Source organism: Bacillus sp. M5A3_1b (assembly GCF_053345335.1).
In genome coordinates this window covers 38,283-61,330 of record NZ_JBKEZY010000007.1, presented here as the reverse complement: position 1 = coordinate 61,330, position 23,048 = coordinate 38,283, and the positions used below count along the sequence as shown (strand labels likewise).

Below are 23,048 nucleotides of genomic sequence, written 5' to 3'. Positions count from 1 at the left end.
ATAAAAATGTCACACGATGTGAAAGAACTAATTGAAGGATTGAATGAAGATTTAGCAGGAGAATACGCAGCAATTATTATGTATAACCATAATGCAGCTACAGTTTCTGGTATATATAGACAAGTGTTAAAACCTTTCTTTGAGTCTGAAATTAGTGATGAACAAGGACATGCCCTATATTTAGCGGAGAAAATTAAGACGTTAGGTGGTACACCTACTACGATCCCTTTACCAGTGAAACAAGTAGAAGATGTTAGAGAAATGTTAGAAGAAGCTAGGAAGTCAGAATATGAAACAATTAAGCGTTATGAAACGAGAAAAGAACAGGCAGCGAAATTAAATATGACAGAGTTAGTTGTAAAGTTAGAAGATATGATCGCAGATGAAACAAATCATATGGAAGAATTAGATCGTCTTTTAAGTGACAAAGCAATGGTGTTAAATTAATTTATAGAGTGAAAGAACAAACTCTCATTTCTAGGGGGTTTGTTCTTTTGCTGTATAAATATGTTTGAGTAGGAAATTTTCATTTTGTAACTGAGTATGTAATACTAGAAAAATAGAAAATGATCATAGATTTACATTTTATATAAGAAAAGGGGAAATAACTTGTGTCCATTTTAATTGTCGATGATAATCCGGTTAACATCTTTGTAATTGAAAAAATTTTAAAACAAGCCGGATATCAGGATCTTGTATCGCTTAATTCTGCACAAGAGCTTTTCGAATACATTCAATTTGGAAAAGATTCTTCCAGGCATAATGAAATTGATTTAATACTATTAGATATTATGATGCCTGAAATTGATGGACTTGAAGTTTGTAGGCGATTACAAAATGAGGAGAAGTGTAAAGATATTCCTATTATTTTTGTAACAGCTTTAGAAGATGCGAATAAATTAGCTGAAGCGCTTGATATAGGCGCAATGGATTATATTACGAAACCGATAAATAAAGTTGAATTGTTAGCGCGTATGCGTGTAGCATTACGCTTGAAATCGGAATTAAATTGGCATAAAGAACAAGAAGAAAACCTTCGTAATGAATTGGATTTAGCTACACAAGTACAAAGAAACTTATTAAGTAGCCCATTAAGAGAAGATCATATAAAAATTGAAGCAAGCTATTTACCTTCATTCAAACTAGCTGGAGATATGTATTATTGGTATAAAATCGATGAAAACCGCTACGGTATTATATTATTAGATGTGATGGGACATGGTATATCTGCTTCATTAGTTTGTATGTTTATTTCGTCTGTATTACGTGAAACGATTAAATCTTTAATCGATCCAGAACTTGTCATTAAAGACTTAAATAAATATATGACTCTTTTACATAATGAGAATGACAATATTCCATATTATTTTACAGCGATATACTTAGTAGTTGATACAGAAAAGAGAACAATTGAATATGTAAATGCAGGACATCCTTCTGGATACGTTTTAGTCGATGAAGCGAATGTAGTGGAACTAAATCGCGGGAGTTGTGCGGTAGGATTTTTTGATGAAATAAAAGTTGAAAAAACAGTTATACCTTTTGAGAAGAACGCTCAAATATTATTATTTACAGATGGTGTGCTTGAAGCAATTGCAAATGATGAATTTGAGTCTGAAGAGAAATTACGTGCTTTTACAGAAAGAAAATGGGGAGATTTAGAAGAAGAGATAGAAGGGTTTTATAAGGAAGAACAGAAGAAAAAGCAATCAGATGATATGTGCCTAATTATGATACAAACGAATGCGAAATAAAAAGCGTATGAAATCCAAACAGAGGATTTCATACGCTTTTATTGTATTTTTTGATAGATTTGTTCGTTCGGATTAAACTGGATATAATGCGGCATTATATTTGAAAAACGAAGAGTTTCTTTATTTCCTAAACATAGGAATCCATTGTGGCCTAAACTTTCATAAAATAGTTGCTGTACTTGGTTTTGAAGTTTACTTGTAAAGTAAATTAAAACGTTACGGCAAAGTATAATATGAAATTCGTTAAAAGATTGATCAGTTACTAAATTATGTTGCGCAAAGATAATGTTTTGTAAAAGAGATGGATTAAAATAAGCAAAACGATTATCTGTTGAATAATAGTTAGAAAATGCTTGTGTACCGCCAGCTTGTAAATAGTTTTTCGTATAAGTTTGCATTTTATTTAACGGAAGGATGCCTTGTTTTGCTTTTTCTAACACATTTGTATTCATATCTGTTGCGTAAATAACAGCTTTTTCACTTAATCCTTCTTCGTGAAGTAAGATGGACATTGATAATACTTCTTCACCAGTTGCGCATCCAGCATGCCAAATTCTAATTTCAGGATACTTTTTTAATTCAGGAATGACATGCTCTCTTAGCGCTTTAAAAAAGTTAGGGTTACGGAACATTTCAGTTACGTTAATGGAGAAATCATTTAATACCTGTTCTAAAAAGCCTTCCTCATGAATTACTTTTTCAATTAATTTTGAAATGGTTGGTATATTAGAGAGCTGCATTCGATTACAAATTCTTCTATAAATAGATGTGCGAGCATATTGGCGGAAATCGAAGCCAGATAGTTTAAATACCGCTTCTAATAGTAATTCAATTTCTAAGTTCGTACGCTTATCCATATCTACAGATGGATCAAAATTATAATACTTATTTTCCACTTAAACTAAACCTCACTTATTTTATTAACCATACACTCATTACCGAATAGAGTTGATGTAAATTTAATGGTTTACTTATATAATCTGAAGCACCAGCAGATAAACATTTTTCCTTATCATTTGGCATTGCTTTCGCAGTTAATGCGATAATAGGTATTTCATGTAACCTTAAGTTCATTCGAATATGTTCCATCGTTTCATAACCGTCCATATTCGGCATCATAATATCCATTAAAATAAGGTCAATATTTGTATTGTTTTTTAGTATGTCTAAACACTCTATGCCGTTTTGTGCAGTAATAATGTTGGCATGTTGTTTTTTTAATGCATTTTGTAATGCAAATATATTTCGGTGATCATCATCGACAATTAAAATGGTTTTCTCTTGGAAGACGTTATTTGTTTCAGGAGTCACGATAGTTTCCTCCACAACTTCAGCAGGAATAACATCTTCTATCGTTGCTGCAACTTCTAAATTGGATACTTGTATATCAGTTAATCCATTTGGAAGATTAGGAATATATACAGTGAAAGTACTGCCTTCTCCTACATGACTCTCTAACGTAATCCAACCACCTAACAATCTAGCAAACTCTTTACAAATCGATAACCCTAAGCCTGTACCACCATATTTTCGAATCGTTGCGCCATCTGCCTGTTGAAAGGCCTCGAAAATAAGTTGATGCTGTTCTGTAGCGATACCAATACCAGTATCTTTTACTGAAATTGTAATCCAATCTTTACTTATAGAATGCATTTCATGACTCAAATTGGTTATTTCTATCGAATCGAAATGTAAAGAAACGGATCCTTTTTCTGTGAATTTAAATGCATTGGATAATAAGTTTTTAATAATTTGTTCAATCCGTTTTGCATCTGTATAAAACAGATCAGGAATAGCATCACTGTCTTCAATAGTAAATTCGACATTTTTTTGTGCAGCTATATGTAAAAAGTTTTGCTGCATATTTGCTGCCATGTCACTTATATTCGTTGCTTCAAAAATAACATCCAGTTTTCCAGCTTCTACTTTAGATAAATCTAGTATGTCATTAATTAAAGTAAGTAAATCTTTCCCTGATGAATGAATAACGGTTGCTAATTCAATTTCATCGTCGGATAAATGATTATCATGATTTTCTTTTAACATTTCAGATAATAGTAAAATACTATTTAACGGTGTGCGTAATTCATGTGACATATTTGCTAGAAATTCTGATTTGTATTTTGAGCTACGTAATAACTCACTTGCTTTTTCCTCTAATTCTGATTTAGTAATTTGTAAGTCAGCTGTCTTTTGCTCCGCCTCTTCCGTTCTAGACTCTAGTTGTTCATTCGTTGTTCTTAATTCTTCGGCTTGCATTTGTAGTTCTTCAGCTTGCGTTTGCAATTCTTCTGATTGAACTTGCAACTCTTCTGTCATTGCTTGTGATTCATGTAAAAGAGTTTGAATTCGCATACGTCCCATAATACTATGGATTGTTAAACCTAGATTATCAACAGTTTGTTGAATTAAATCTTGATGCAAGTCTGAAATCTCAGTTACACTTACTAATTCCATTACTGCAATCACTTTATCTTCAAATAAGATAGGGATGACTAGTAGATTTTTAGGGCGTATTTCTAATAATCCAGTAGTAACGTAACGAAACTCTTCAGGTATGTCCGTGAGAATAAAACTTTTCTTTTCAAAAGCTGATTGCCCAATTAAGCCTTCACCCATTTTAATGGAGTGTTTTCCAATATCAGAACCTTGCTCGGCGAAAGAAGCTTTCTTCACATAGTAGACAGTGTCTTCAATTTCTTCACGTACATAAAATGCACCGCAAGAAGTTTGCGTTTTTTGTATAATTCCACTAAGAATTTTGTTACCTAACATCTCAATAGAAGGTACACCTTGATACATTAAAATTAATTCTGCAAGCTCGGTTTGTAACCACTCTCTTTTCGATATTTCGTCTAGTAGATGGTTCGTTGTATGAGCAAGATCTTTTATTTCATCATGTGTGTTTACATGAATTCTTTCCGTAATTTTTTCTTTAGAAGAAATAGATTTAATAGCTTGAATTACATTTTTAATCGTTTTTGTAATGGAATTCGAAATATAGAGTGAAATGATAATAGAAATACAAGAAAGTAAGAACAATAAACTGTATAACCAAATCTCTAATTTATTATTTTCAGTATCTAATTGTGCAGCTCTTTTTTTCGTTAGTTGCTCCTCTACACCACGGAAGTTAGTTATCTGCGATTGTAATGACTGAATTTGAGTCGTATCGATTGCTTGTACGTTATTACTATTATGATTTGTAATGAATGGGTGAATCTCTTTATTAATCCAATTATTAATGTTTTCATTAATCTGTTTTAATTTTTCTTGCTGAGAGGGGTTATCCTCTAATAGAGCCAAAAGATCTTGATAATGTTTTTCGTAATCCTTTTCCGCAGCGTTAAGAGATTGAACGTAATTTGCATTATTAGAAGTGATAAATCCTTTCGCTTTATTTTCAATTGTTAGCAATTCTTTCTCCACTTGATTCGTCAAATTAAGAACTTTAAAATCGTGATCAATAATAAAATTACGAGATTTTTGTAAATTAGAAATCTCATTGTTTAACATAATGAAAGAGATAAGTAAGAACAAAATGATAACTAAATAACCAGCCATAATTTTGAAGCGAATACTAAATTTTGCTTTCGATTTCATTAAAAATTCCTACCTTCAAGGTTATTCAAAGTGTTCAATTGTAAAGAATGAAAAACGTAATATATATTATATCAGTTTTCATAAGGCCAAACTAGAAATCCCCCTATTGTATTAGGGGGTTCTTTTTTAATAGAGGAAATCATTTTGAAAAAAACATATATGAAAAGTAACGATCGAGGGAATAGGGGGATCATATAACTTTTAAGAAGGAAAGAGTGTTCTTAAAGCTTTTTTTGCATCTATTCCTTCAAAGATAAATAATACAAGCTCTCTCTTTTTTACAGTAAGGAAAAAGGATACTAATGTGCTTAAGTTTTTAATAGAAGTAAGTGTTCCATGTTTACTTATAAATAAATTCGCTTGAAATGTTGTCATTAAAGCATAAAAATGATGAATCTGCGTTATTGTAGGTGTTTCATTATAAAGAATAGTAGTAGATTGGATTGCATTCATCGAAATATTCCTTTCCATATAATAAGCATAACAATATAAACATACCCGTTTTAAAAAATGTTAAACATATAAATAAGAAAAAATATAATTATAGTATTTTAGGTTTAGAAAGGGTTACGAAGGGTATACATATACTAGAAAGAGATTGACTGAAGATGAATTATAAGAGTTCTAGTCTATAAAAATATACTTTTACTTTAAATAAAAAGGAGTCTGGTATACATGAATGAAATGATGATTGATATTACATTTGATTTAATTTACTTGTTAAGTAGTTCGCTTGTAATCCTTTTACTATTCGCTTTTTTCGTAAATGGTTATGTTAATAAGAAGATTAGTGTATACAGAAATGAAGAAAGATAAAGATACATTATATAAAACTTTAGGAGGTTAATAGTTATGAATGTAGATAGAAAAATAGTAGGTGTTTTTAGAACAATTGATGATGCGGCACTCGTTATTAATGAATTAAATGATAAAGGATACTCGGCGGATAATATTTCAGCTATTGCGAAGGATCAAAAGGAAATTGAACATCTGGAAGAAAAATCGGGTGAAAAAGTGAATCATGAAACTGCACATAAAGCGGATATCTTTTCAGCGACAGGGCTTGTGGCAGGAGGAGTAGCAGGCGGACTCGGTGGTTTATTAACAGGTCTTGGTATACTTGCCGTTTCTGGAATGGGCCCAATCGTAGCAGCGGGACCTATCGCGGCAGCTATTGGAGGAGCCGGTATTGGCGGAGGAGCTGGAAGTTTAATAGGAGCATTTATCGGATTAGGAATTCCCGAAGAACATGCTAAAAAATATGAAGAATACATTTACGATGGAAATATATTAATTTTAGTAGATGCAAAATTAGATGATAAGTTAGAAATCTATAAAATATTTGATAAGCATAATGCTTATAACTCCGATTTCTTTAAATAATATGTACGTCACATATTAAACATAGTGAATATCGTTTTTGATCTTACAACTTTGGCGCGGCCGAGGAGTCGTATGACTATAAGAGAGGAAGGGCTTATAGTAAAAGATCAAGTTTAAAAGGGAAGAGGTGTCTTTTCGTGATTGTAAAAATATTAAAGGATAGTAGTAATAGTTTCCTTTGTACAGTTCAAAATCAAAATGGAGAGAAGTATGTGAAGAAATGGTTTAGTAAACATGAAAACAAGGAAGAGTTAGGGCGACCAACCTTTAAAGAAGTGGAAAAGGATTGGAAAGAAAATAGAAAATCGTTTATGTATCCTAACGTAAAAGCGCTTTATTAAATAATAGCCGTTTCATTCTTACAAAATTGTCACACTCCTGTAAGGTAATTCAATAGATTAGATATTTTTTCTGTGTCATAATAAAGACATAAGAAAGCGCATTAAAAAACTACAACTTATTAGGAGAGTGTCAGTCATGATTGTAACAACAACGTCTGGAATTCAAGGTAAAGAAATTATTGAGTATATCGATATTGTAAATGGTGAAGCTATTATGGGTGCAAATATTGTCCGCGACTTATTCGCTTCCGTTCGTGATGTTGTCGGTGGTCGTGCTGGTTCTTACGAAAGCAAGCTAAAAGAAGCTCGTGATATCGCAATGGATGAAATGAAAGAACTTGCAAAACAAAAAGGTGCGAACGCTATCGTTGGTATTGACGTAGATTACGAAGTTGTTCGTGATGGAATGTTAATGGTTGCTGTAAGTGGTACAGCTGTACGTATATAAGTAAATAAAAAACAGGCTCCCCCTTGAAGTTCATGCTTTGAGGGGATTTTTTTGTTTCATGATTAAAGTTAAAATGAAGAAGAGTTGATGGCGTATTGTAAGTACAAAAAATAAGCAAAACGTTATTGTAAAAAATGCTAGGATTGCTCCTAGCATTTCGTGAGGGGGTATTGCACGGGAATTTAGATAATAAGCAGACGTACCCGCTTATTCTTTTTGGATTAGGAAAAGTTGTTTCCTGTCTTGCTATAAATTTCATAGGCGAAATAACCAAATAAATAGCCTATTCCAGACCCTAAACTAATGGAAAGCAGTGAGAAGTCCGGGAAAAACATACCGAAAATCAAACCGATCATACAGCCGACAAGCATTCCCATAGGTATGAGACTATCTAATAAATTTTGAGCTTTTTGGGATTTTTTCTTACCTAATTTTCCGTTCTTATATTTATGTTCCAATTTTTTTATTACAAATACTACAATTCCCCCGACTAGTATAACAGGCCAAATTGCCGAAATGAACCACATGTTAGAAGCTCCTTTCGTTTTTAATTAAATTATACCATATATTAACATTTTTAATTTAAGCGGAGACAAGATCTTCTGCATTTCTTTTCCTTTTATTCATGATTAAAGTTAATAGGAATAAAATGAAGCTTAAAAGTGTCATTATAATAAAAACTTGCGTATAACTATTAAAATAGTCACGAGCGATTCCTGCTAGGACAGGAATGAATCCGCCCATAATATATCCTCCTGATTGCATCATAGCAGTCCAAGCACTCGCATCTTCTGAAGTTTTTGTTTCATATAGCGGTAGCATGAGAGCGAGTGGAAATACGCCGCCGAGCCCGATACCTAGTAGGATAGAAGGGATCCATGGTGTAGTTAATGGGAAAATCATAAGCAATAAACCTATGAGTACAAAACATATACTCCCTAATAACCAAAGTGCCCTGTTTTTATAAATATCCGCTAACGTTGGAATGAAAAAGCTACATATCATTTGAATGAATGTAAAAACAGTTATAAGAGTCCCCGCTTGTTCGCTACTCACACCCATACTTTGATTTGCCGGCGCAAGCCAAGTCGTAATAGAATAAAAGATTCCTGATTGTAGCCCGAAAAAGATTGTGAATAACCACGCTTTTTTATTTCTTAAAGGCAAGCTATTATTCTTTTTATTTTGTGTACTCGTATTCTTTTTTCGTTTCATAACAGGATACCAAAATATAATGGCGATAATAGTAAGTACACCCCAAAAAGCGAGTGCCATATTCCAAGATCCTTTTAATACATGTTGTAAAGGAATCGTTAACCCTGCACTTAAAGAAGCGCCAGTTCCCATACCTACTGAATATATGCCAATCATTAAGCCGATTTTCGTAGGAAATTTTTCTTTAATAAAACCTGATAGTAACGGACCTGCAAGTGCAATGCCAATACCGATAAATAAAGAACTCGCGAATAATGTGGAAATGGAAAAGGTAAAGGCCCTCATGCATGTTGCAAACCCAATTAGAATAAGACAAGCCATAATTGCTTTTTCTGCCCCGTATTTTTTTATTACCTTCCCAGTCAGTAAGGCGAATGTCCCCATACAAAAAACAGGAATAGCTGTTAAAAAACTAACGGAAAAATTACTTATATGTAAGTCTTGTCGGATTGTTTCTAATACAGGTGAAACAGATGTAATTCCGATGCGTAAATTAATGGAAACAAAAAATAGTGCTAGTATATACAGATAAGTTCGTTCTGGATGTTTCAATTTTACTTTCTCCTCTCATAAACATCAGATGTTATTCAGTATATCATCTGATGTTTGAGTGTAATAGATAAGGAGCTTATTTCAGCTCCAAATTTTGAATGGCGTATGTTTGTGCCTCTGCGGCATTTTGTTTTAAAATAGCTTGGAATAACTTTTCATGAATGTCTGAGTTATCTTCATAGTTCGCTGTATGTAATATGAATTGGCTTAAAATGTGACGAAGGGCAGGTACGAAAGATTGATACAAATCAAGTAGAACTTCGTTTTTGCTCGCCTTTGCAATGGCTAGATGAAACTGAATGTCTGCCTCTATGTATGCTACATAATTTCCTTCTTGAAGGGCATTTTTTCTTTTACTCAAATGTCCTTTTAAGTATAAAAGATCCTCGTCGGTTCGGCGCTGTGCTGCTAACATCGCTACTTCTTTATCTAACATATTTCGTGCTTCATACACATGATGTATATTAGCTGCTTGCAGTCGTTTTTCAAATGAATCTTGCGTTGTATTGAGTGAAACAATACGAGTACCTTGTCCTTGGCGAACTTCTAATATGCCAGCATGTACTAATATCTTTATGCTCTCTCGCAATGTTGATCGTCCAACGCCTAACTCTTCCATTAATTGCGGCTCTGTAGGGAGGCGATCACCAACTTCATACTCGCCAGAAAAGATTTTCTCCTGTAGACGTTCCAACACTTCATCGACTAATTTCCGCCGAGAAACTTTTGAAAAAGATTTCTTTTCGTTCATATTCATCTGCTCATCTCCTGTTATATTCGTTTTTATGATAACCAATTTAAGTTTGGTTGACAATGTTATTTTTTAGGTAGTTGAAATGGGATACTAAAATAGGGTTTATAAGACATAAAAAAATCGATTTCTCCTGAATACATAGTAATATAAGAAAAAGACGCCCTTGTGAGCGTCTTTTTCTAACTTGAGATAGATGCATTATTATTGTTCTACTAGGTTACATAGTTCTCATATAAAGTTTTCTCACACAAATGATCTGTGTATCAATTTATTTTTGATATACAGATCATTTGTATGATAATTATTATAGATAATTGCTGAATGATAACCTTACATGAATGCTTTTAAAAGTTCTTGAACTAATGGAATTACTCCACCTACAAATTTTAAAACTGCCATTGCGATTTCCATATGAGTGCCTCCTTTTTTAATGGTAAGATGCAATAAATCTTTATACGCTTATTATAGTAAGCGCTTACAATTTTATCAATGCATTTTGATATGCAATATTTCATATTTACATTCTGTAATGGGGATGGAAAAAAGCCCAACTAATTAAAGTTTCACTTTATCAAAATGTAAGCTGCATCTTGTATAATATAATGATGGAGGTCGAATATGAAAAAAATGAATTCAAATATAGATGTGGATACAAATGTATTGGAAGCGGTATTTATTCCAAGAAGGTTTATTGTTTTATGGATTACACTCGTATATATAGCTTCAATGCTTTTAGAATTTCGTAATAATATTCTCTCAATAGATAGTTTCTTTTTTACAATAGTGATTGTTATTCATACTATTTTTCATTGGTATGCGAGTTCATTAAAAAATAGGCAATTGTTGTATTTCTTTTTTATACAACTCTTCATTGTGTTTCTTGCTGCATTTATTGTACCAAATGGTTCAATAGCTATTTTTGTTGGATTAACCCCTATTTTAATTGCTCAAAGTTTATATGTTTATAACAATATATTTAAAGTAATGGCAGTTTTTACTCTCATGTATGCCATATTTTGTACTGCGATTAGTATGAATTATGGTGTGAATAAAGTAGCTATTCTTATCTCTATGTTCCTTTTAGTACTAGCAATTATTATTCCTTTTTCTTATATTAATAAGCAGCAATATGATGCACGTAATCGTATACAGAGCTACATTCAAGAGCTAGAGTCTGCATATATGAGAGTAGAAGAATTGACATTAGCTAATGAAAGGCAGCGAATGGCAAGGGATTTACATGATACGTTAGCGCAAGGTGTAGCGAGCTTAATTATGCAATTGGAAGCAATAGACGCCCATATGCAAAAAGGGAATATAGGACGATCTCAAGAGATTATGAAACAAACTATGATAAGAGCGAGACAAACTTTACATGATGCAAGGTTGGTTATTGATGATTTGCGTCATACTACCAATTCATTTAATAAAGCAGTAGAGGAAGAAGTTCAACGTTTTTCTGAGGCTACGTCTATACAAGTGAGATTTACTATTCAAAGCCCTCCGCATATTTCAAGCTTAGTAAAGGAACATTGTTTATATGTAATTAGTGAATGTTTAACGAATATCGCAAAACATTCGCAGGCAACAGATGTAAATTTAAAAGTTGAATATATCGATAACCTTGAAAAACTTACTATTGAAGTTGAAGATAATGGAATGGGCTTTGACACTGGATCTATCGGTAAGAATCCTGGGCATTATGGATTAATTGGCTTAAATGAGCGAGTTCGATTGATTAATGGAGAAATACATATATTGAGTGAAAAGATGAAGGGTACGAAAGTGTGTATTCAAGTACCTATCAATAATGAAGGAGATAAACATGAAGTATAACGTATTAATTGTGGATGATCATTTCGTTGTAAGAGAAGGTCTGAAATTAATAATAGAAACGAGTGATTCATTTCAAATTATAGGTGAGGCCGCAAACGGAGAAGAAGCCCTTTCTTTCATAGAAAAAAAGAAACCTGATGTTATTTTAATGGATTTAAATATGCCTAAAATGAGTGGTCTAGAAACAATTGAAGCTTTAAATAAAAAACAAAATCATACGCCGATTATTATATTAACTACTTATAACGAAGACGAATTAATGTTAAAGGGAATTGAGTTAGGAGCAAAAGGATATTTGCTAAAAGATACGGATCGTGAGAATTTGTTTCGAACATTGGAAGCGGCTATTCGAGGTGAGATATTACTACAACCTAATATTATGGAAAAGATAGTGAATTATAAAAGGAAAGAAATACATGCTAATATGGTTGAAGAAAATAATTTAACAGAAAAAGAATTGTTTGTGTTGAAAGCTATTGCGCGTGGAAATAAGAATAAAGAAATTGCATTCGATATGGGAATAGCTGAGCGAACGGTAAAAGCGTATTTAACAAATATATACAATAAATTAGGTGTTAATTCAAGGTCAGAAGCAGTAGCTGTATCTATTGAAAGGAAATTAATTCATTTTTAAAACATTATATATGCCCAATCGTACATTATAGGCTTGCCCTTTTGTACGATTTTTTTATTTCTTTCTCATGTTATGCTTTAGAAAGTATGAGAGATTTAAGAACGCTCTAATTGCATTACACAGACGTTTTTAATGTGGGAAAGGAAGAAGAATAATTAAATGGCAACTTTGTTTTTAATTTCTGTAGTAATTTTCTTTATTTGGCTGCAAAGTAAACAAACAAAATTAAACTGGATACACATTATTACTTTTCTCATGATGATAGGGATTATTACTTATACGGCGCCGCAACCAGTGACTAGAGATTTACAAGCAGAGTTATTGGCAGTTACGCTTTTTTCTTTCGCTATTGGTGTTTGGCAAGGTGGAGGAATTACAGTTTGTAATGAGGATGGAATTTTATATATTACAAATGGAAAACAGTATTCCATTTCATGGATTCTTTTAATAATCGGCAACATAATTATTATTAACACATTTGAAGGTGGATTTACATTTAATGGATCGTGGATTATTTTGTGTAGCGTTGCCATTGTATCTGGGGTGAAAAACAGTATTCTATGTATTCAATACAAATTAACAGTGCGAAATTGAATGGAAAAGCAAAGCTGTTTTCTTTTATTACAACCTTGAACGTATTGTTATAAGTTCATAAAAATGAGAAGAACGTATTGGAAGAATGGGGGGAGTTAACTTAGATGTTTTTACCTATTACTATATTTGATAGGTTTAATTGGCTGGGGAATGTTGCTTTCTCTTCAGAAAAAGTTAGCAAAAATCAAACGCTTTTGAGGGCTGAAGAGCAAGATGATAATTTGCGTAACAAGAAATATATAGATTCGGTTACTAAAATTCATAAGGAAATAAATATAGATTTTGTAAAATGTGGTGCTAATTATGTATCGGGCTGTGCGGAACCGCATTCAATAATTGTCATAACAAGTGGCGATACGTTTGTTGGAAGTGGACGGGTTAATAAGTATGGAGAATTTAAAATATATACGAATGATTATCTGGAAGAGCATTTGGTAATAGAGATGCAGTTGATAATGGGTGGTTTTTATCAAGAGAGTATAACGGTAAAGATAGAACGTTAAGATAGGATTATTTCTTTTTTTTCCACTATATAAAAAGGAAGCAACCGTAGTCGCTTCCTACATCAATTAAGCCGAAGCTCTCTTCATTCTTTCAAGTAAACTAGATAACACATGCGTACGATACGATTCTAGTTTTTTACCTTCATAAGTACGGATACCTAATTTTTTAAGTTCTTTTACATACCAACCTTTGCTTCCGAAATACATGTGATCGCTCCCCTTCAACTTTGTTTTTAGTTGTTCTGATTGCATATGGAGGTACAGGTAATATAATGAAGGAAATGAATTTCGCGCGAAAATGGTTAACTTTGTTGCAAAAGACATATATACTAAGGATAGTATATAACGAGGTGGGCAAGACGTGATTATAGAGAAGCACGAAATTCAAATTGACCAAATTACGAGCGGTAAAGTGAATATCTTTACTTTCTATAGAAATAGAAAGCAAGTTGATGATCATTTTTTACGATTGCAAGAACCATCGCTTACAGCAAACTACTTCTTCCATTTTCATTTTGATGCAGAGAGCTTGCATCTACTGCAGGAAGAGTTTCCGAGCGTATATCCGTACGACGGTAGTGAAACGATTCACGACTGGACGGAAAAGATGAAAGCAGAATTGCAACATCAGATCCAAACAGGAAAATGGAATAAGCGCGTACGTATCGGTAATCGCATTCTAGATGTGGTGTTTACGTGGTGTGACGAAGATATAGTAGAGTGAAAAAGAAGCGGATGACGCTTCTTTTTTTAGCGCTGGAATAAAACGAGCTTACCTGCAGTAGATGTGCAGCGATGTGTTTTTTCATACAATCCTTTTTCTTTTAAAATAGATTCACCTTTTGCTTTCGCTTCTTTTTTAGTTGCCGCCTCGAATGATTCGTCTAATGCTTTTGAACCATCTTTTTCAAAGACTGTTAGAACGTATACTCCCATGAAAATTCCCTCCAATAATAAAAATCAGAATCTTATAACTATTTTGGCATAAATCACTAGAATATGCAAAGAAATATATGACATTGCGTGTTACAATAAGGTGAAACTTTAACTAGTGGGGAGTCTATTCATGCCTACTTATTAAAGTTTTCAGCAATTTTAATATTGATAAAATGAAACTTTTGAAAGATAGAAAGGATCGTTATTTGTGAAACAAGTGAAGTTTATACATGCGGCTGATTTGCATTTGGATAGTCCGTTTAAAGGAATGGAGATGAATGTACCGCAGTCTGTTTGGGAAAGAATGAAGCAAAGTACGTTTGAATCGTTTGAGCGTATTGTTGATAAAGCGATTCAAGAGCGCGTTGATTTCGTATTACTAGCCGGGGATTTGTATGATGCGGAGACGAGAAGTTTGAGAGCGCAAGTGTTTGTGCGCGAGCAAATGAAGAGACTGTCGCAGTATGATATCCCTGTTTTTATTATTCACGGTAACCACGATCATTTAGGAGGAAGCTGGGCAGCAATTGAGTTTCCGGAAAATGTTCACGTGTTTACGGAGCCTTACGTAGAAGAGAAATCATTTTATAAAAATGGTGAGTTGTTAGCTTCTATTTACGGTTTTAGTTATTTGCAGCAAGCGGTAACGGATAATATGACAGCGCAGTATACGAAAATGAGTGATGCGCCTTTTCATATTGGTATGCTTCACGGTAGTGTGGAAGGAGATGCAGAGCATAATCGCTATGCGCCGTTTCAAATTCGTGAGCTGAAAGAAAAGCAGTTTGATTATTGGGCTCTTGGCCATATACATAAACGTGAAATTTTATCAGAAGAGCCGTGCATTATTTATCCAGGTAATATACAAGGGCGTCATCGTAAGGAAACAGGAGAGAAGGGTGCATACCTGATTGAACTCACGAAACAAGGGTCGCACTGTTCATTTTTCCATACGGCGGATGTTGTGTGGGATGAGATAGAAGTGAATATTGATGGACTTGAAACTGTTGATGAACTTATGACGAGCGTATCGAGTGCGATGAATGAATGCCGAAGAGAAGAGGAAGGGACGCTACTTACGGTCGTATTTACAGGACAAGGCCCACTTTCTCCTTATTTACGTGATGAAAAGCGTGTGGAAGAGATCTTTCATATTTTAGCAGCTGGCGAAGAGCGAAAAGACTTCGTATATGCGATGAAGTGGAAAAATGAGACGGTTTCTTTTGCGGAAATCGAGCGTTTGAAAGAGGAAAATCATTTCGTCGGTAGTGTGCTGAAAGAGTTAGAAGCTTTCACCAATATGGACGGCGTATTGCGCAGTATTTGGACATCTCCTGTAGCGCGTAATAGTATTGAATCTTTTACAGAAGAAGAGAAGAAAGAGATTCAAAAGGAAGCAGAAAATATTATTTTAGAGCAATTATTCCAGCAAGAGAGGGATAAGAAATGAGAATTGAAAAACTCCATATTTATGGGTACGGAAAATTAGAAAATGTGGAAATGGATCTATCAATGCTGACAGTGTTATACGGTGAAAATGAAGCGGGAAAATCGACAATTCGCTCATTTATGAAAAGTATTTTATTCGGTTTTCCGACGAGAGGACAGCGCCGTTATGAGCCGAAAGAAGGCGGCAAGTATGGCGGTGCGATGACTGTGCAAACAGAGAAGTACGGCCGTTTGAAAATTGAACGGTTGCCAAAGACGGCAGCTGGCGAGGTGACCGTTTACTTTGAAGACGGGAAAACGGGCGGCGAAGAAATTTTAAACGATATATTAAGCGGGATGAATGAAAGTTTATTTGAATCTGTCTTTTCATTTGATATGCACGGCCTTCAAAATATTCATCAGCTCGGCGAAACGGATATCGGAAATTATTTATTTTCAGCAAGCGCAGTCGGAAGCGATGCGTTATTACAACTAGATAAAAAGCTAGAAAAGGAAATGGATCAGCGCTTTAAGCCGAGCGGGCGTAAACCTGAAATTAACGTGTCACTGCAAGAAATGAAGAAGCTTGAAGAGAAGATGAAAGAGTGGCAAGGGAAAATTGGCACGTATGAAAAGCAAGTGGAGCAGTTAAAAGAAAGTGAAGAGAAACTTGCTTCTGTTCGTGCGGAAAAAGAGAGTGCAGAAAAGCGAAAGCAAGATTATGAAATATTAGCAGTGCTAGAGCCTCTCGTTATTGAAAAGCGTGCGCATGAGAAAGTGTTAGAAAACGAGAGCGGGCAGTTTCCTGTAAACGGGATGGCACGCTATGAAGCGATTAAGGCGAAGATGGAGCCGCTTCAATTACAAGTGGATTCACTCCATAAAAAAATAGAGACTGTGCAAACGGAAATTGAATCGATTCAAATAGATGAAGAGTTTTTGCAAAAAGAAAGTTATGTAGAAGAACTTCGTATGCAGCATATGTCTTACGAAAATGCACGCCAAGAAATGCGTGACATGATAGGAACAATTACGAATATAAAAGAAGAACTGGCAGAACTAGAGCAACAAATCGGTGCTACTTTTGAAAAAGAAACAGTTCTTTCGTTTGATATGAGTTTGGCAACGAAAGAGTTAATTACGCAAACGGTGCAAAAGGCGCGCGAACTAGAAACGCAAAAAGCGCAGCTCGATGAGCGTTTTAAAGTAGCGCAGGAGCAATTAGAAGAACAAGAAGGAAACATAAAACAGGTTAAGCAACAAATGTTAGCGGATGAAGAACGAAATACGCTAGTTGAGAAAGAAAAGTCATTCCAAGATGCGGCGTTTATCAGTATGAGCGCAGAGAGAATGAAGCGCAAGTATGAAGAGAAGGCAGGAGCGGCAGTGCAAAAGAAAAAACAGTGGCAAAGAGTTTGTCTTCTGTTACTTCTTATTAACACAGTCGTTTTATTCACAAGCTTATTTATAGACAACCGCCTACTCTTATTTATTAGTGTTATTATTTTTGTAGGGATTGTTCTTGCCCTCGTTTTATATAAAGATCCGTCAAGTGGATTACAAGAAGAGCTTCTTACTCTTCAGCAAAGTGCTGGTGGGAGACAAAGTGAAGAAGCAATGTCAGTTCGTTATCAATTAGAAAAAGATGAAGAGATACGTAAATTATTTGAGCGTGAGTCGTATAAGTTACAGCAAATAGAGCGAGCTTATGATAAAGTCGTTTCATCGTATGAGGAATGGGAGAGAGAAACGTTCCGCATTAGCGAACAAGTAAATGTGTATAAAGTGCGCTATATGTTCCCTGAATTTTATACGTATGCACACATATTGCCGGCGTTTGAGCGTATGGAAAAAATGCAGCAATTATATCGCGAGTTAGAGAAACAAAGTGAGCGGAAATCTTCATTATATGAAATGATTTCGCAATTTGAACATAAACTAGAAACTGTTATCGGTAGTGCGGAGTATAGTAAACTGCACGAGGCACAAAGCCGTATGCAAAATGAGAAAGAGAAGCGACAAACTTGTAAGCAGCGAAAAGAGAAATTAGCTGAATGGCAAGAAGAATATGAGTTCATGCAAGAGCAATTAAAACAACTGTTAGTAGAACGAGATAGTTTATGGCATATCGCACATTCTACAGATGAAGAGATGTTTTTAAAAGCAGGTAAACTGGCAGAAAAACGTGAAGATGCTGAGCAGCAAATCGGGCGTTTATTACCGCAAATTGATCTGTTAGAACAACGTTTAACGAGTTTATCATTAGCTGAACATTATGAGGCTGACGGTTATGATGAAAAATTAAAGCAAGAAATGACAGCTGCGCAAAATTGTCTTATGAAAGAGAAAGAACTGACAGAGCGTATTGCGAAACATCGTATGGAAATCGCGAATTTAGAAGAAGGTAGTACGTACGGTGATTTACTGCACGAATGGGAAATGAAAAAAGCGCAAGTGCGTGAACAAGTGAAGAAGTGGGCTGCTTATGCGGCCGCAAAGACAGTATTAACGAAAACGAAGCAATATTATCATGAAGTACATCTTCCTCGTATTTTACAAAAATCAGAAGAGTATTTCGTCTATTTAACAGGCGGACGATATAGTAAAATCTTTTCACCGTCAGAGGCAGAACCGTTCATTGTTGAGCGTAATGACGGTATGCGTTTTTACAGTCATGAACTAAGTCAAGCGACAGCAGAGCAGTTATATTTATCGTTACGATTTGCGTTAGCGAAAACGTTTGAGCATGATTATCCATTTATTATTGATGATAGTTTTGTACATTTTGATGCGGTAAGGACGAATCGTACGATTGAACTAATAAAGGAAATTGCGAAAGATAGACAAGTCATCTTCTTTACATGTCATGCGCATTTACTAACGTATTTTACAGAAAAACAGATTATAAAATTAGTGCGTAAGCGTAAAGAAAATGAGTTGTAGTGTGCTATACTAAAAGTAATTGATATGGTGGAGGAATTCGAATGAAAAAGAAAATTGCAGAATATGAAGTTGGTGAACAAGTCGATGTTTTCTTGTTAATTAAAACAGCGACAAAAGGTCTAGCAAGCAATGGAAAGCCGTTTTTAACAGTAATCTTACAAGATCCAAGTGGAGATATTGAAGCGAAGCTATGGGACGTATCACCAGAAGTTGAGAAACAATATGTAGCGGAAACAATCGTTAAAGTAGCTGGTGACATTCTAAACTACAAAGGACGTATTCAATTACGTGTGAAACAAATCCGAGTTGCGAATGAAAATGAAGTAACGGACATCTCAGACTTCGTAGAAAAAGCGCCAGTGAAAAAAGAAGATATGGTTGAAAAAATTACGCAATACATATTCGAAATGAGAAATCCGAACATTCAACGTCTAACAAGACATTTATTAAATAAGCATCAAAACGAATTTTTAGAATATCCAGCAGCGACAAAGAACCATCATGAGTTCGTATCTGGACTAGCTTATCACGTCGTATCGATGCTTGATTTAGCGAAAGCTATTGCGGCTTTATACCCATCTTTAGATAAAGACTTACTATATGCAGGCGTTATTTTACATGACCTTGGTAAAGTAATCGAATTATCTGGCCCAATTTCTACAACGTATACGTTAGAAGGAAATTTACTAGGCCACATTTCTATTATGGTGAACGAAATTGGGAAAGCAGCAGACGAGCTACAAATCGATGCAGAAGAAGTATTAATTCTTCAACACATTGTTCTTTCTCACCACGGAAAAGCAGAATGGGGTAGCCCAAAACCACCGTTAGTAAAAGAAGCAGAAATTCTGCACTACATCGATAACTTAGATGCAAAAATGAACATGATGGACCGCGCATTAGGACGCACAAAACCAGGTGAATACACAGAGCGTGTCTTTGCTCTTGATAATCGTTCGTTCTATAAACCGACGTTCCATAATTAATAGTGTGAATAAAGTGGCCTCATTAAGTGTTAATAAGCTTAGTGGGGCTGTTGTATAATGATAATAAAGTTATTGAATTTTGATTATTAAAAGCTAAGAGCCTTACTACATTCTACGTAGCAAGGCTCTTTAAAGTTGTTTCAAATTACATCCATCTGTCCGTTTGAGTGTAACTATTCGTAATTTTTTGATATTATACAGGTGAATAGAAAGATATATTAAAATTTAGTTTCGTAGTTGTAAAAGGAGGTTATTTATCCGACATTAACGGGCAGTAAAACTCCCACCTCAAAATTTGGCTGGAGCAAAGAAGTTAGGTGGGGGTCGGGCTGCCCGTAAACGTCCGATTGGTGAGGGCTGATTATAGGTTCACTTTATATTATTCTCTTATAATTTTCCAAAAAGGAGGGTTTATGAAAAAGATTATTGTTTTTGTATTAACGATATTTATATTATTCTCAGGATTCGCAACACAAAGTTATGCGTTGTCAGATTCGCAATCTGCAGCAATACAAGCGTTGCTAGATGATGCCTGTCGTATATCAGGTGTGCCGGGAATGTCAATCTCAATACTTGCTGATGATGAAGTGTTCTACTTTTCTTCAGGGTATGCAGACCGTGAAAAGGGGGTGTCTGCAAGTGAAAATACACTCTATGAGTTAGCCTCGGTCAGTAAAGCTTTTACCGGTATGGGTATTATGCTATTGGAAGAGCAAGGGCTGCTCTCAATGACTGACCCTGTCCAAAAATATTTACCTTGGTTTACATTAAAGTATCAAGGGAAACCTGTTGATATGCAAAGTCTTACACTAAATAACTTTCTTCACCATACCAGTGGTCTAACAAATATTAGGCATCTTCAAAATATTCCACAAGGCAATACACCGGATATGTTGCAAAAGACTGTGGAAATGCTCGTGGATGCTGAATTGGCGTTCCCTCCCGGTGAACAGTATAACTATGGAACCGTTAATTATGACGTATTGGGTTTGGTTATTGAGATTGTGTCGCGACAAAGCTATGAAGACTTTATGAAGGAACAGGTATTTCAGCCGTTAGGTCTTCACCAGACGTATGTTTATAAAGAAGCTGCTCAAGCCACTGGACAGTTGGCACAGGGCTACCGTTCTTCCTTTTTTATGACAACTCCATTTAAAGCTCCGGATTATGCTGGGAATAAACCCGCAGGCTACATCATTTCTAATACAAAAGATATGGCGCGTTGGATGGGCATACAGATGGGGATCGTGCAGGACATACCCGAAATATTTCACACGGTTATCGAAAAATCACATAGGGGTGATATGTCTGTTTCGGCTGTCAACGGTATGTATTATGCGGCAGGCTGGTCCGTAAACGCCGAACAAACGATTATAGAACACACTGGGGGCAATCCAAATTTCAGAACCGAAGTAGCCATACTGCTAAATGAACGAACAGCCGTCTCCTTGCTGAGCAACGGTGCAAATACCAATACAAACATGGTACTAAAAGTTAAAGATATATTAGAAGGCAATCTAACTCAGTCATATGAAATAAGCGGCACACAGCTTTTGGATATCATTTTGTCGTCTATCACAATTATTCTTTTCCTATTGGCTGTTTTGCTATTTCTCTTAGGATTACGCAGAAGGAGAACGAATGAGCGGCAGCCAATGACAAAAAAGAGAATAACCGTAACAGTTATTTTCCTGACCGCTACGATTGCCCTGGTTATACTGTGCTGTGCTTTCGATTGGTCAACAATACTTATGTGGCAAACATATAGTGTTCTTACAGCTTTGATTTCGTCAGCATTATTAACAGCAAGCATTACATGGTTTGTATACACTCACCGATAAAATACCTCGCTCCTAAGATAAGCATAATGTTAAGTCATTAAATTTCAATTTATCCCGCTTTAATGGGCAGTAAGACCCCCAACTCAAAATTCAGCGAAAGCAAAGAATTTAGGTGGGGGTCCGGCTGCCCATTAAAGTCCGATTGGTGAGGGCTGATAATCAGTGGGGGTGAAGAAAACCCCCACTGATTAAAGTTTCACTTTATTGAAAATGAAATAAAATAGTTAAGAAGTACGCATGGGTGTAACGAAGAACTAATAAAACATATCTTGCCACTAGAATGGGAGTATATCGACTTTTTAGTTGAGTACCGCCAGCAGTTCAGAAAAAATACAATAAGCTGTCCATATGGGCAGCTTATTGTTATTCTACATTGTTCTTAAATAAACTTAATATTTGTTGAGCATCTGTATCCCTTATTATGTAATGTTCTAGATTTTTTTGTTCTTCATTATCTTGACGAGCAATTATAACTTTTTTATCCTCTAGCCAAATTAAATATGTTTCATTGGAATGATCTTGGTAATTTACATTCATTTGATAATCAATATTTGCTTTAGCCTCATCATCTAGCAAAAGAGGAATAACTCTTTCTCGATCCTTATCTATTCCTGTATGTTCCATGGATTTAATAATTTGATCAAACTCTAGATTTATAACTGCTTTTGTATTTTTTACCTTAGTGGATATAAGCTCAATTTTCTTTATTTCCTTGCCTTGAAAGAAAATAGGTTTACGATTTTCCTCTTGTTGTATTGAGGCAGTTTTTACTTTTGGTTGTTCAGTAGGAGATGTACTACCAGTGTTTGTCTCAGTCGAACAAGCGGATAGATATAGGAATAATGATAAGGTCAGTAATGATATATTTTTATTCATAAATTAACCCCTTTCTTTTATAGATAACATTCCTTTTCACCATGTAATAAACCTTTTTAAAGGGGAGAAGTTGTCTACTCTTCGTATGAATACTTTATCCCGCGTTAATGGACAGTAAAACCCCACTGATTATTAGCCGTCACTTTATCATTCTCCAGTTCAAAATGTTATCCAATAAAAAAATATCTCGAATTCGAGATAAATTACTTGCATTTTAATCACTTGAGTTGTAAAGTGATAGTAACGAAAGCGATTGAGTCATATGAAAAACATACACTCAATTGCTTTCGATTAAAAAAACGAACTAACTTATTCAGTAAAAACTAAGATGAATCTACAAAAACATAATGAGAATAAATTGAAAAGCTAAGAAGCATATTATTTTTTAGGTATCACTTGACTAGTAAAATGAAACGGAGGA

At 34.7% G+C, this 23,048-nt stretch carries 24 protein-coding genes and 1 pseudogene; 15 read left to right on the top strand and 10 right to left on the bottom strand.

From position 1 onward, the window contains the following. Positions 1 to 6 precede the first annotated feature (6 nt). A complete protein-coding gene (locus ACLBWW_RS19845; protein ID WP_048545435.1) occupies positions 7 to 447 on the top strand; it encodes a ferritin-like domain-containing protein in 441 nt (146 codons plus the stop codon). Between the two features lie 164 nt (positions 448 to 611). Next, positions 612 to 1,754, top strand: coding sequence for a fused response regulator/phosphatase (locus ACLBWW_RS19840; RefSeq protein ID WP_048545433.1), 1,143 nt, complete (start codon positions 612 to 614; stop codon positions 1,752 to 1,754). A 38-nt stretch (positions 1,755 to 1,792) separates the two neighbouring features. Here the strand turns inward: ACLBWW_RS19840 and ACLBWW_RS19835 are convergent, their stop codons facing one another. The 3 genes from ACLBWW_RS19835 to ACLBWW_RS19825 form a co-directional block, all read right to left on the bottom strand. Next, positions 1,793 to 2,650, bottom strand: a complete 858-nt coding sequence (locus tag ACLBWW_RS19835; protein WP_048545431.1) for a CheR family methyltransferase — start codon at positions 2,648 to 2,650, stop codon at positions 1,793 to 1,795. Positions 2,651 to 2,666: 16 nt separating this feature from the next. Next, entirely contained in the window at positions 2,667 to 5,357 is a 2,691-nt protein-coding gene (locus tag ACLBWW_RS19830) for an ATP-binding protein (RefSeq protein ID WP_098222841.1), read from the bottom strand. 201 nt (positions 5,358 to 5,558) lie between these two features. Beyond that, positions 5,559 to 5,810: a hypothetical protein gene (locus ACLBWW_RS19825; RefSeq protein ID WP_048545427.1), complete on the bottom strand. Its 252-nt coding sequence runs from the start codon at positions 5,808 to 5,810 to the stop codon at positions 5,559 to 5,561. 222 nt (positions 5,811 to 6,032) lie between these two features. Here ACLBWW_RS19825 and ACLBWW_RS19820 point away from each other — a divergent pair, with 222 nt between their 5' ends. From ACLBWW_RS19820 to ACLBWW_RS19805, 4 genes are all read left to right on the top strand, one after another. After that, complete coding sequence (locus tag ACLBWW_RS19820; RefSeq protein WP_001004564.1) at positions 6,033 to 6,173, top strand: hypothetical protein; 141 nt, start codon at positions 6,033 to 6,035, stop codon at positions 6,171 to 6,173. Positions 6,174 to 6,209: 36 nt separating this feature from the next. Beyond that, entirely contained in the window at positions 6,210 to 6,740 is a 531-nt protein-coding gene (locus ACLBWW_RS19815; RefSeq protein ID WP_001100088.1) for a general stress protein, read from the top strand. Positions 6,741 to 6,877: 137 nt separating this feature from the next. Then, positions 6,878 to 7,081: a DUF4028 family protein gene (locus ACLBWW_RS19810; RefSeq protein ID WP_048545425.1), complete on the top strand. Its 204-nt coding sequence runs from the start codon at positions 6,878 to 6,880 to the stop codon at positions 7,079 to 7,081. A gap of 136 nt (positions 7,082 to 7,217) precedes the next feature. Next, on the top strand, positions 7,218 to 7,529 hold the full coding sequence (locus ACLBWW_RS19805; RefSeq protein WP_000637510.1) for a YbjQ family protein: 312 nt from the start codon (positions 7,218 to 7,220) through the stop codon (positions 7,527 to 7,529). A gap of 221 nt (positions 7,530 to 7,750) precedes the next feature. Here ACLBWW_RS19805 and ACLBWW_RS19800 read toward each other — a convergent pair whose 3' ends face one another. The 4 genes and pseudogenes from ACLBWW_RS19800 to ACLBWW_RS19785 form a co-directional block, all read right to left on the bottom strand. Further along, positions 7,751 to 8,056: a hypothetical protein gene (locus tag ACLBWW_RS19800; protein ID WP_098631232.1), complete on the bottom strand. Its 306-nt coding sequence runs from the start codon at positions 8,054 to 8,056 to the stop codon at positions 7,751 to 7,753. A 55-nt stretch (positions 8,057 to 8,111) separates the two neighbouring features. Further along, positions 8,112 to 9,296 (bottom strand): MFS transporter, encoded by a 1,185-nt coding sequence (locus ACLBWW_RS19795; protein WP_447614187.1) that lies wholly within the window; start codon positions 9,294 to 9,296, stop codon positions 8,112 to 8,114. A 76-nt stretch (positions 9,297 to 9,372) separates the two neighbouring features. Then, positions 9,373 to 10,053 (bottom strand): FadR/GntR family transcriptional regulator, encoded by a 681-nt coding sequence (locus ACLBWW_RS19790; RefSeq protein ID WP_048545418.1) that lies wholly within the window; start codon positions 10,051 to 10,053, stop codon positions 9,373 to 9,375. A gap of 327 nt (positions 10,054 to 10,380) precedes the next feature. After that, positions 10,381 to 10,565 (bottom strand): annotated as a pseudogene (locus tag ACLBWW_RS19785) (hypothetical protein). Between the two features lie 103 nt (positions 10,566 to 10,668). Between ACLBWW_RS19785 and ACLBWW_RS19780 the strand changes: the two are divergent. From ACLBWW_RS19780 to ACLBWW_RS19765, 4 genes are all read left to right on the top strand, one after another. After that, positions 10,669 to 11,886, top strand: a complete 1,218-nt coding sequence (locus ACLBWW_RS19780) for a sensor histidine kinase (protein ID WP_098124370.1) — start codon at positions 10,669 to 10,671, stop codon at positions 11,884 to 11,886. Next, positions 11,876 to 12,520, top strand: coding sequence for a response regulator (locus ACLBWW_RS19775; RefSeq protein ID WP_048545414.1), 645 nt, complete (start codon positions 11,876 to 11,878; stop codon positions 12,518 to 12,520). The genes ACLBWW_RS19780 and ACLBWW_RS19775 overlap by 11 nt, the downstream gene beginning before the upstream one ends. A 159-nt stretch (positions 12,521 to 12,679) precedes the next feature. After that, on the top strand, positions 12,680 to 13,114 hold the full coding sequence (locus tag ACLBWW_RS19770; RefSeq protein WP_098068748.1) for a hypothetical protein: 435 nt from the start codon (positions 12,680 to 12,682) through the stop codon (positions 13,112 to 13,114). Positions 13,115 to 13,218: 104 nt separating this feature from the next. Continuing rightward, positions 13,219 to 13,617: a hypothetical protein gene (locus ACLBWW_RS19765; protein WP_048545410.1), complete on the top strand. Its 399-nt coding sequence runs from the start codon at positions 13,219 to 13,221 to the stop codon at positions 13,615 to 13,617. A 66-nt stretch (positions 13,618 to 13,683) separates the two neighbouring features. Here the strand turns inward: ACLBWW_RS19765 and ACLBWW_RS19760 are convergent, their stop codons facing one another. Continuing rightward, positions 13,684 to 13,824, bottom strand: coding sequence for a YflJ family protein (locus ACLBWW_RS19760; protein ID WP_000273537.1), 141 nt, complete (start codon positions 13,822 to 13,824; stop codon positions 13,684 to 13,686). Positions 13,825 to 13,978: 154 nt separating this feature from the next. On the opposite strand from ACLBWW_RS19760, the gene ACLBWW_RS19755 reads away from it, so the two are divergent. Beyond that, positions 13,979 to 14,341 (top strand): hypothetical protein, encoded by a 363-nt coding sequence (locus ACLBWW_RS19755; protein WP_016136590.1) that lies wholly within the window; start codon positions 13,979 to 13,981, stop codon positions 14,339 to 14,341. Positions 14,342 to 14,367: 26 nt separating this feature from the next. Here ACLBWW_RS19755 and ACLBWW_RS19750 read toward each other — a convergent pair whose 3' ends face one another. Then, the gene (locus ACLBWW_RS19750) at positions 14,368 to 14,553 is read right to left on the bottom strand and encodes a YhzD family protein (protein ID WP_447614186.1); all 186 of its coding nucleotides are present in this window, start codon (positions 14,551 to 14,553) and stop codon (positions 14,368 to 14,370) included. A gap of 208 nt (positions 14,554 to 14,761) precedes the next feature. Here ACLBWW_RS19750 and ACLBWW_RS19745 point away from each other — a divergent pair, with 208 nt between their 5' ends. The 4 genes from ACLBWW_RS19745 (at position 14,762) to ACLBWW_RS19730 (ending at position 21,751) form a co-directional block, all read left to right on the top strand. Beyond that, complete coding sequence (locus tag ACLBWW_RS19745) at positions 14,762 to 16,003, top strand: metallophosphoesterase family protein (protein WP_098124373.1); 1,242 nt, start codon at positions 14,762 to 14,764, stop codon at positions 16,001 to 16,003. After that, on the top strand, positions 16,000 to 18,924 hold the full coding sequence (locus ACLBWW_RS19740; RefSeq protein WP_098641645.1) for an ATP-binding protein: 2,925 nt from the start codon (positions 16,000 to 16,002) through the stop codon (positions 18,922 to 18,924). The genes ACLBWW_RS19745 and ACLBWW_RS19740 overlap by 4 nt, the downstream gene beginning before the upstream one ends. A 41-nt stretch (positions 18,925 to 18,965) precedes the next feature. Then, entirely contained in the window at positions 18,966 to 19,910 is a 945-nt protein-coding gene (gene yhaM, locus ACLBWW_RS19735; protein WP_000726645.1) for a 3'-5' exoribonuclease YhaM, read from the top strand. Positions 19,911 to 20,323: 413 nt separating this feature from the next. Beyond that, a complete protein-coding gene (locus tag ACLBWW_RS19730) occupies positions 20,324 to 21,751 on the top strand; it encodes a serine hydrolase domain-containing protein (RefSeq protein WP_098641644.1) in 1,428 nt (475 codons plus the stop codon). Positions 21,752 to 22,114: 363 nt separating this feature from the next. Here ACLBWW_RS19730 and ACLBWW_RS19725 read toward each other — a convergent pair whose 3' ends face one another. Beyond that, positions 22,115 to 22,627, bottom strand: coding sequence for a hypothetical protein (locus ACLBWW_RS19725; protein ID WP_098641732.1), 513 nt, complete (start codon positions 22,625 to 22,627; stop codon positions 22,115 to 22,117). Between the last annotated feature and the right edge of the window lie 421 nt (positions 22,628 to 23,048).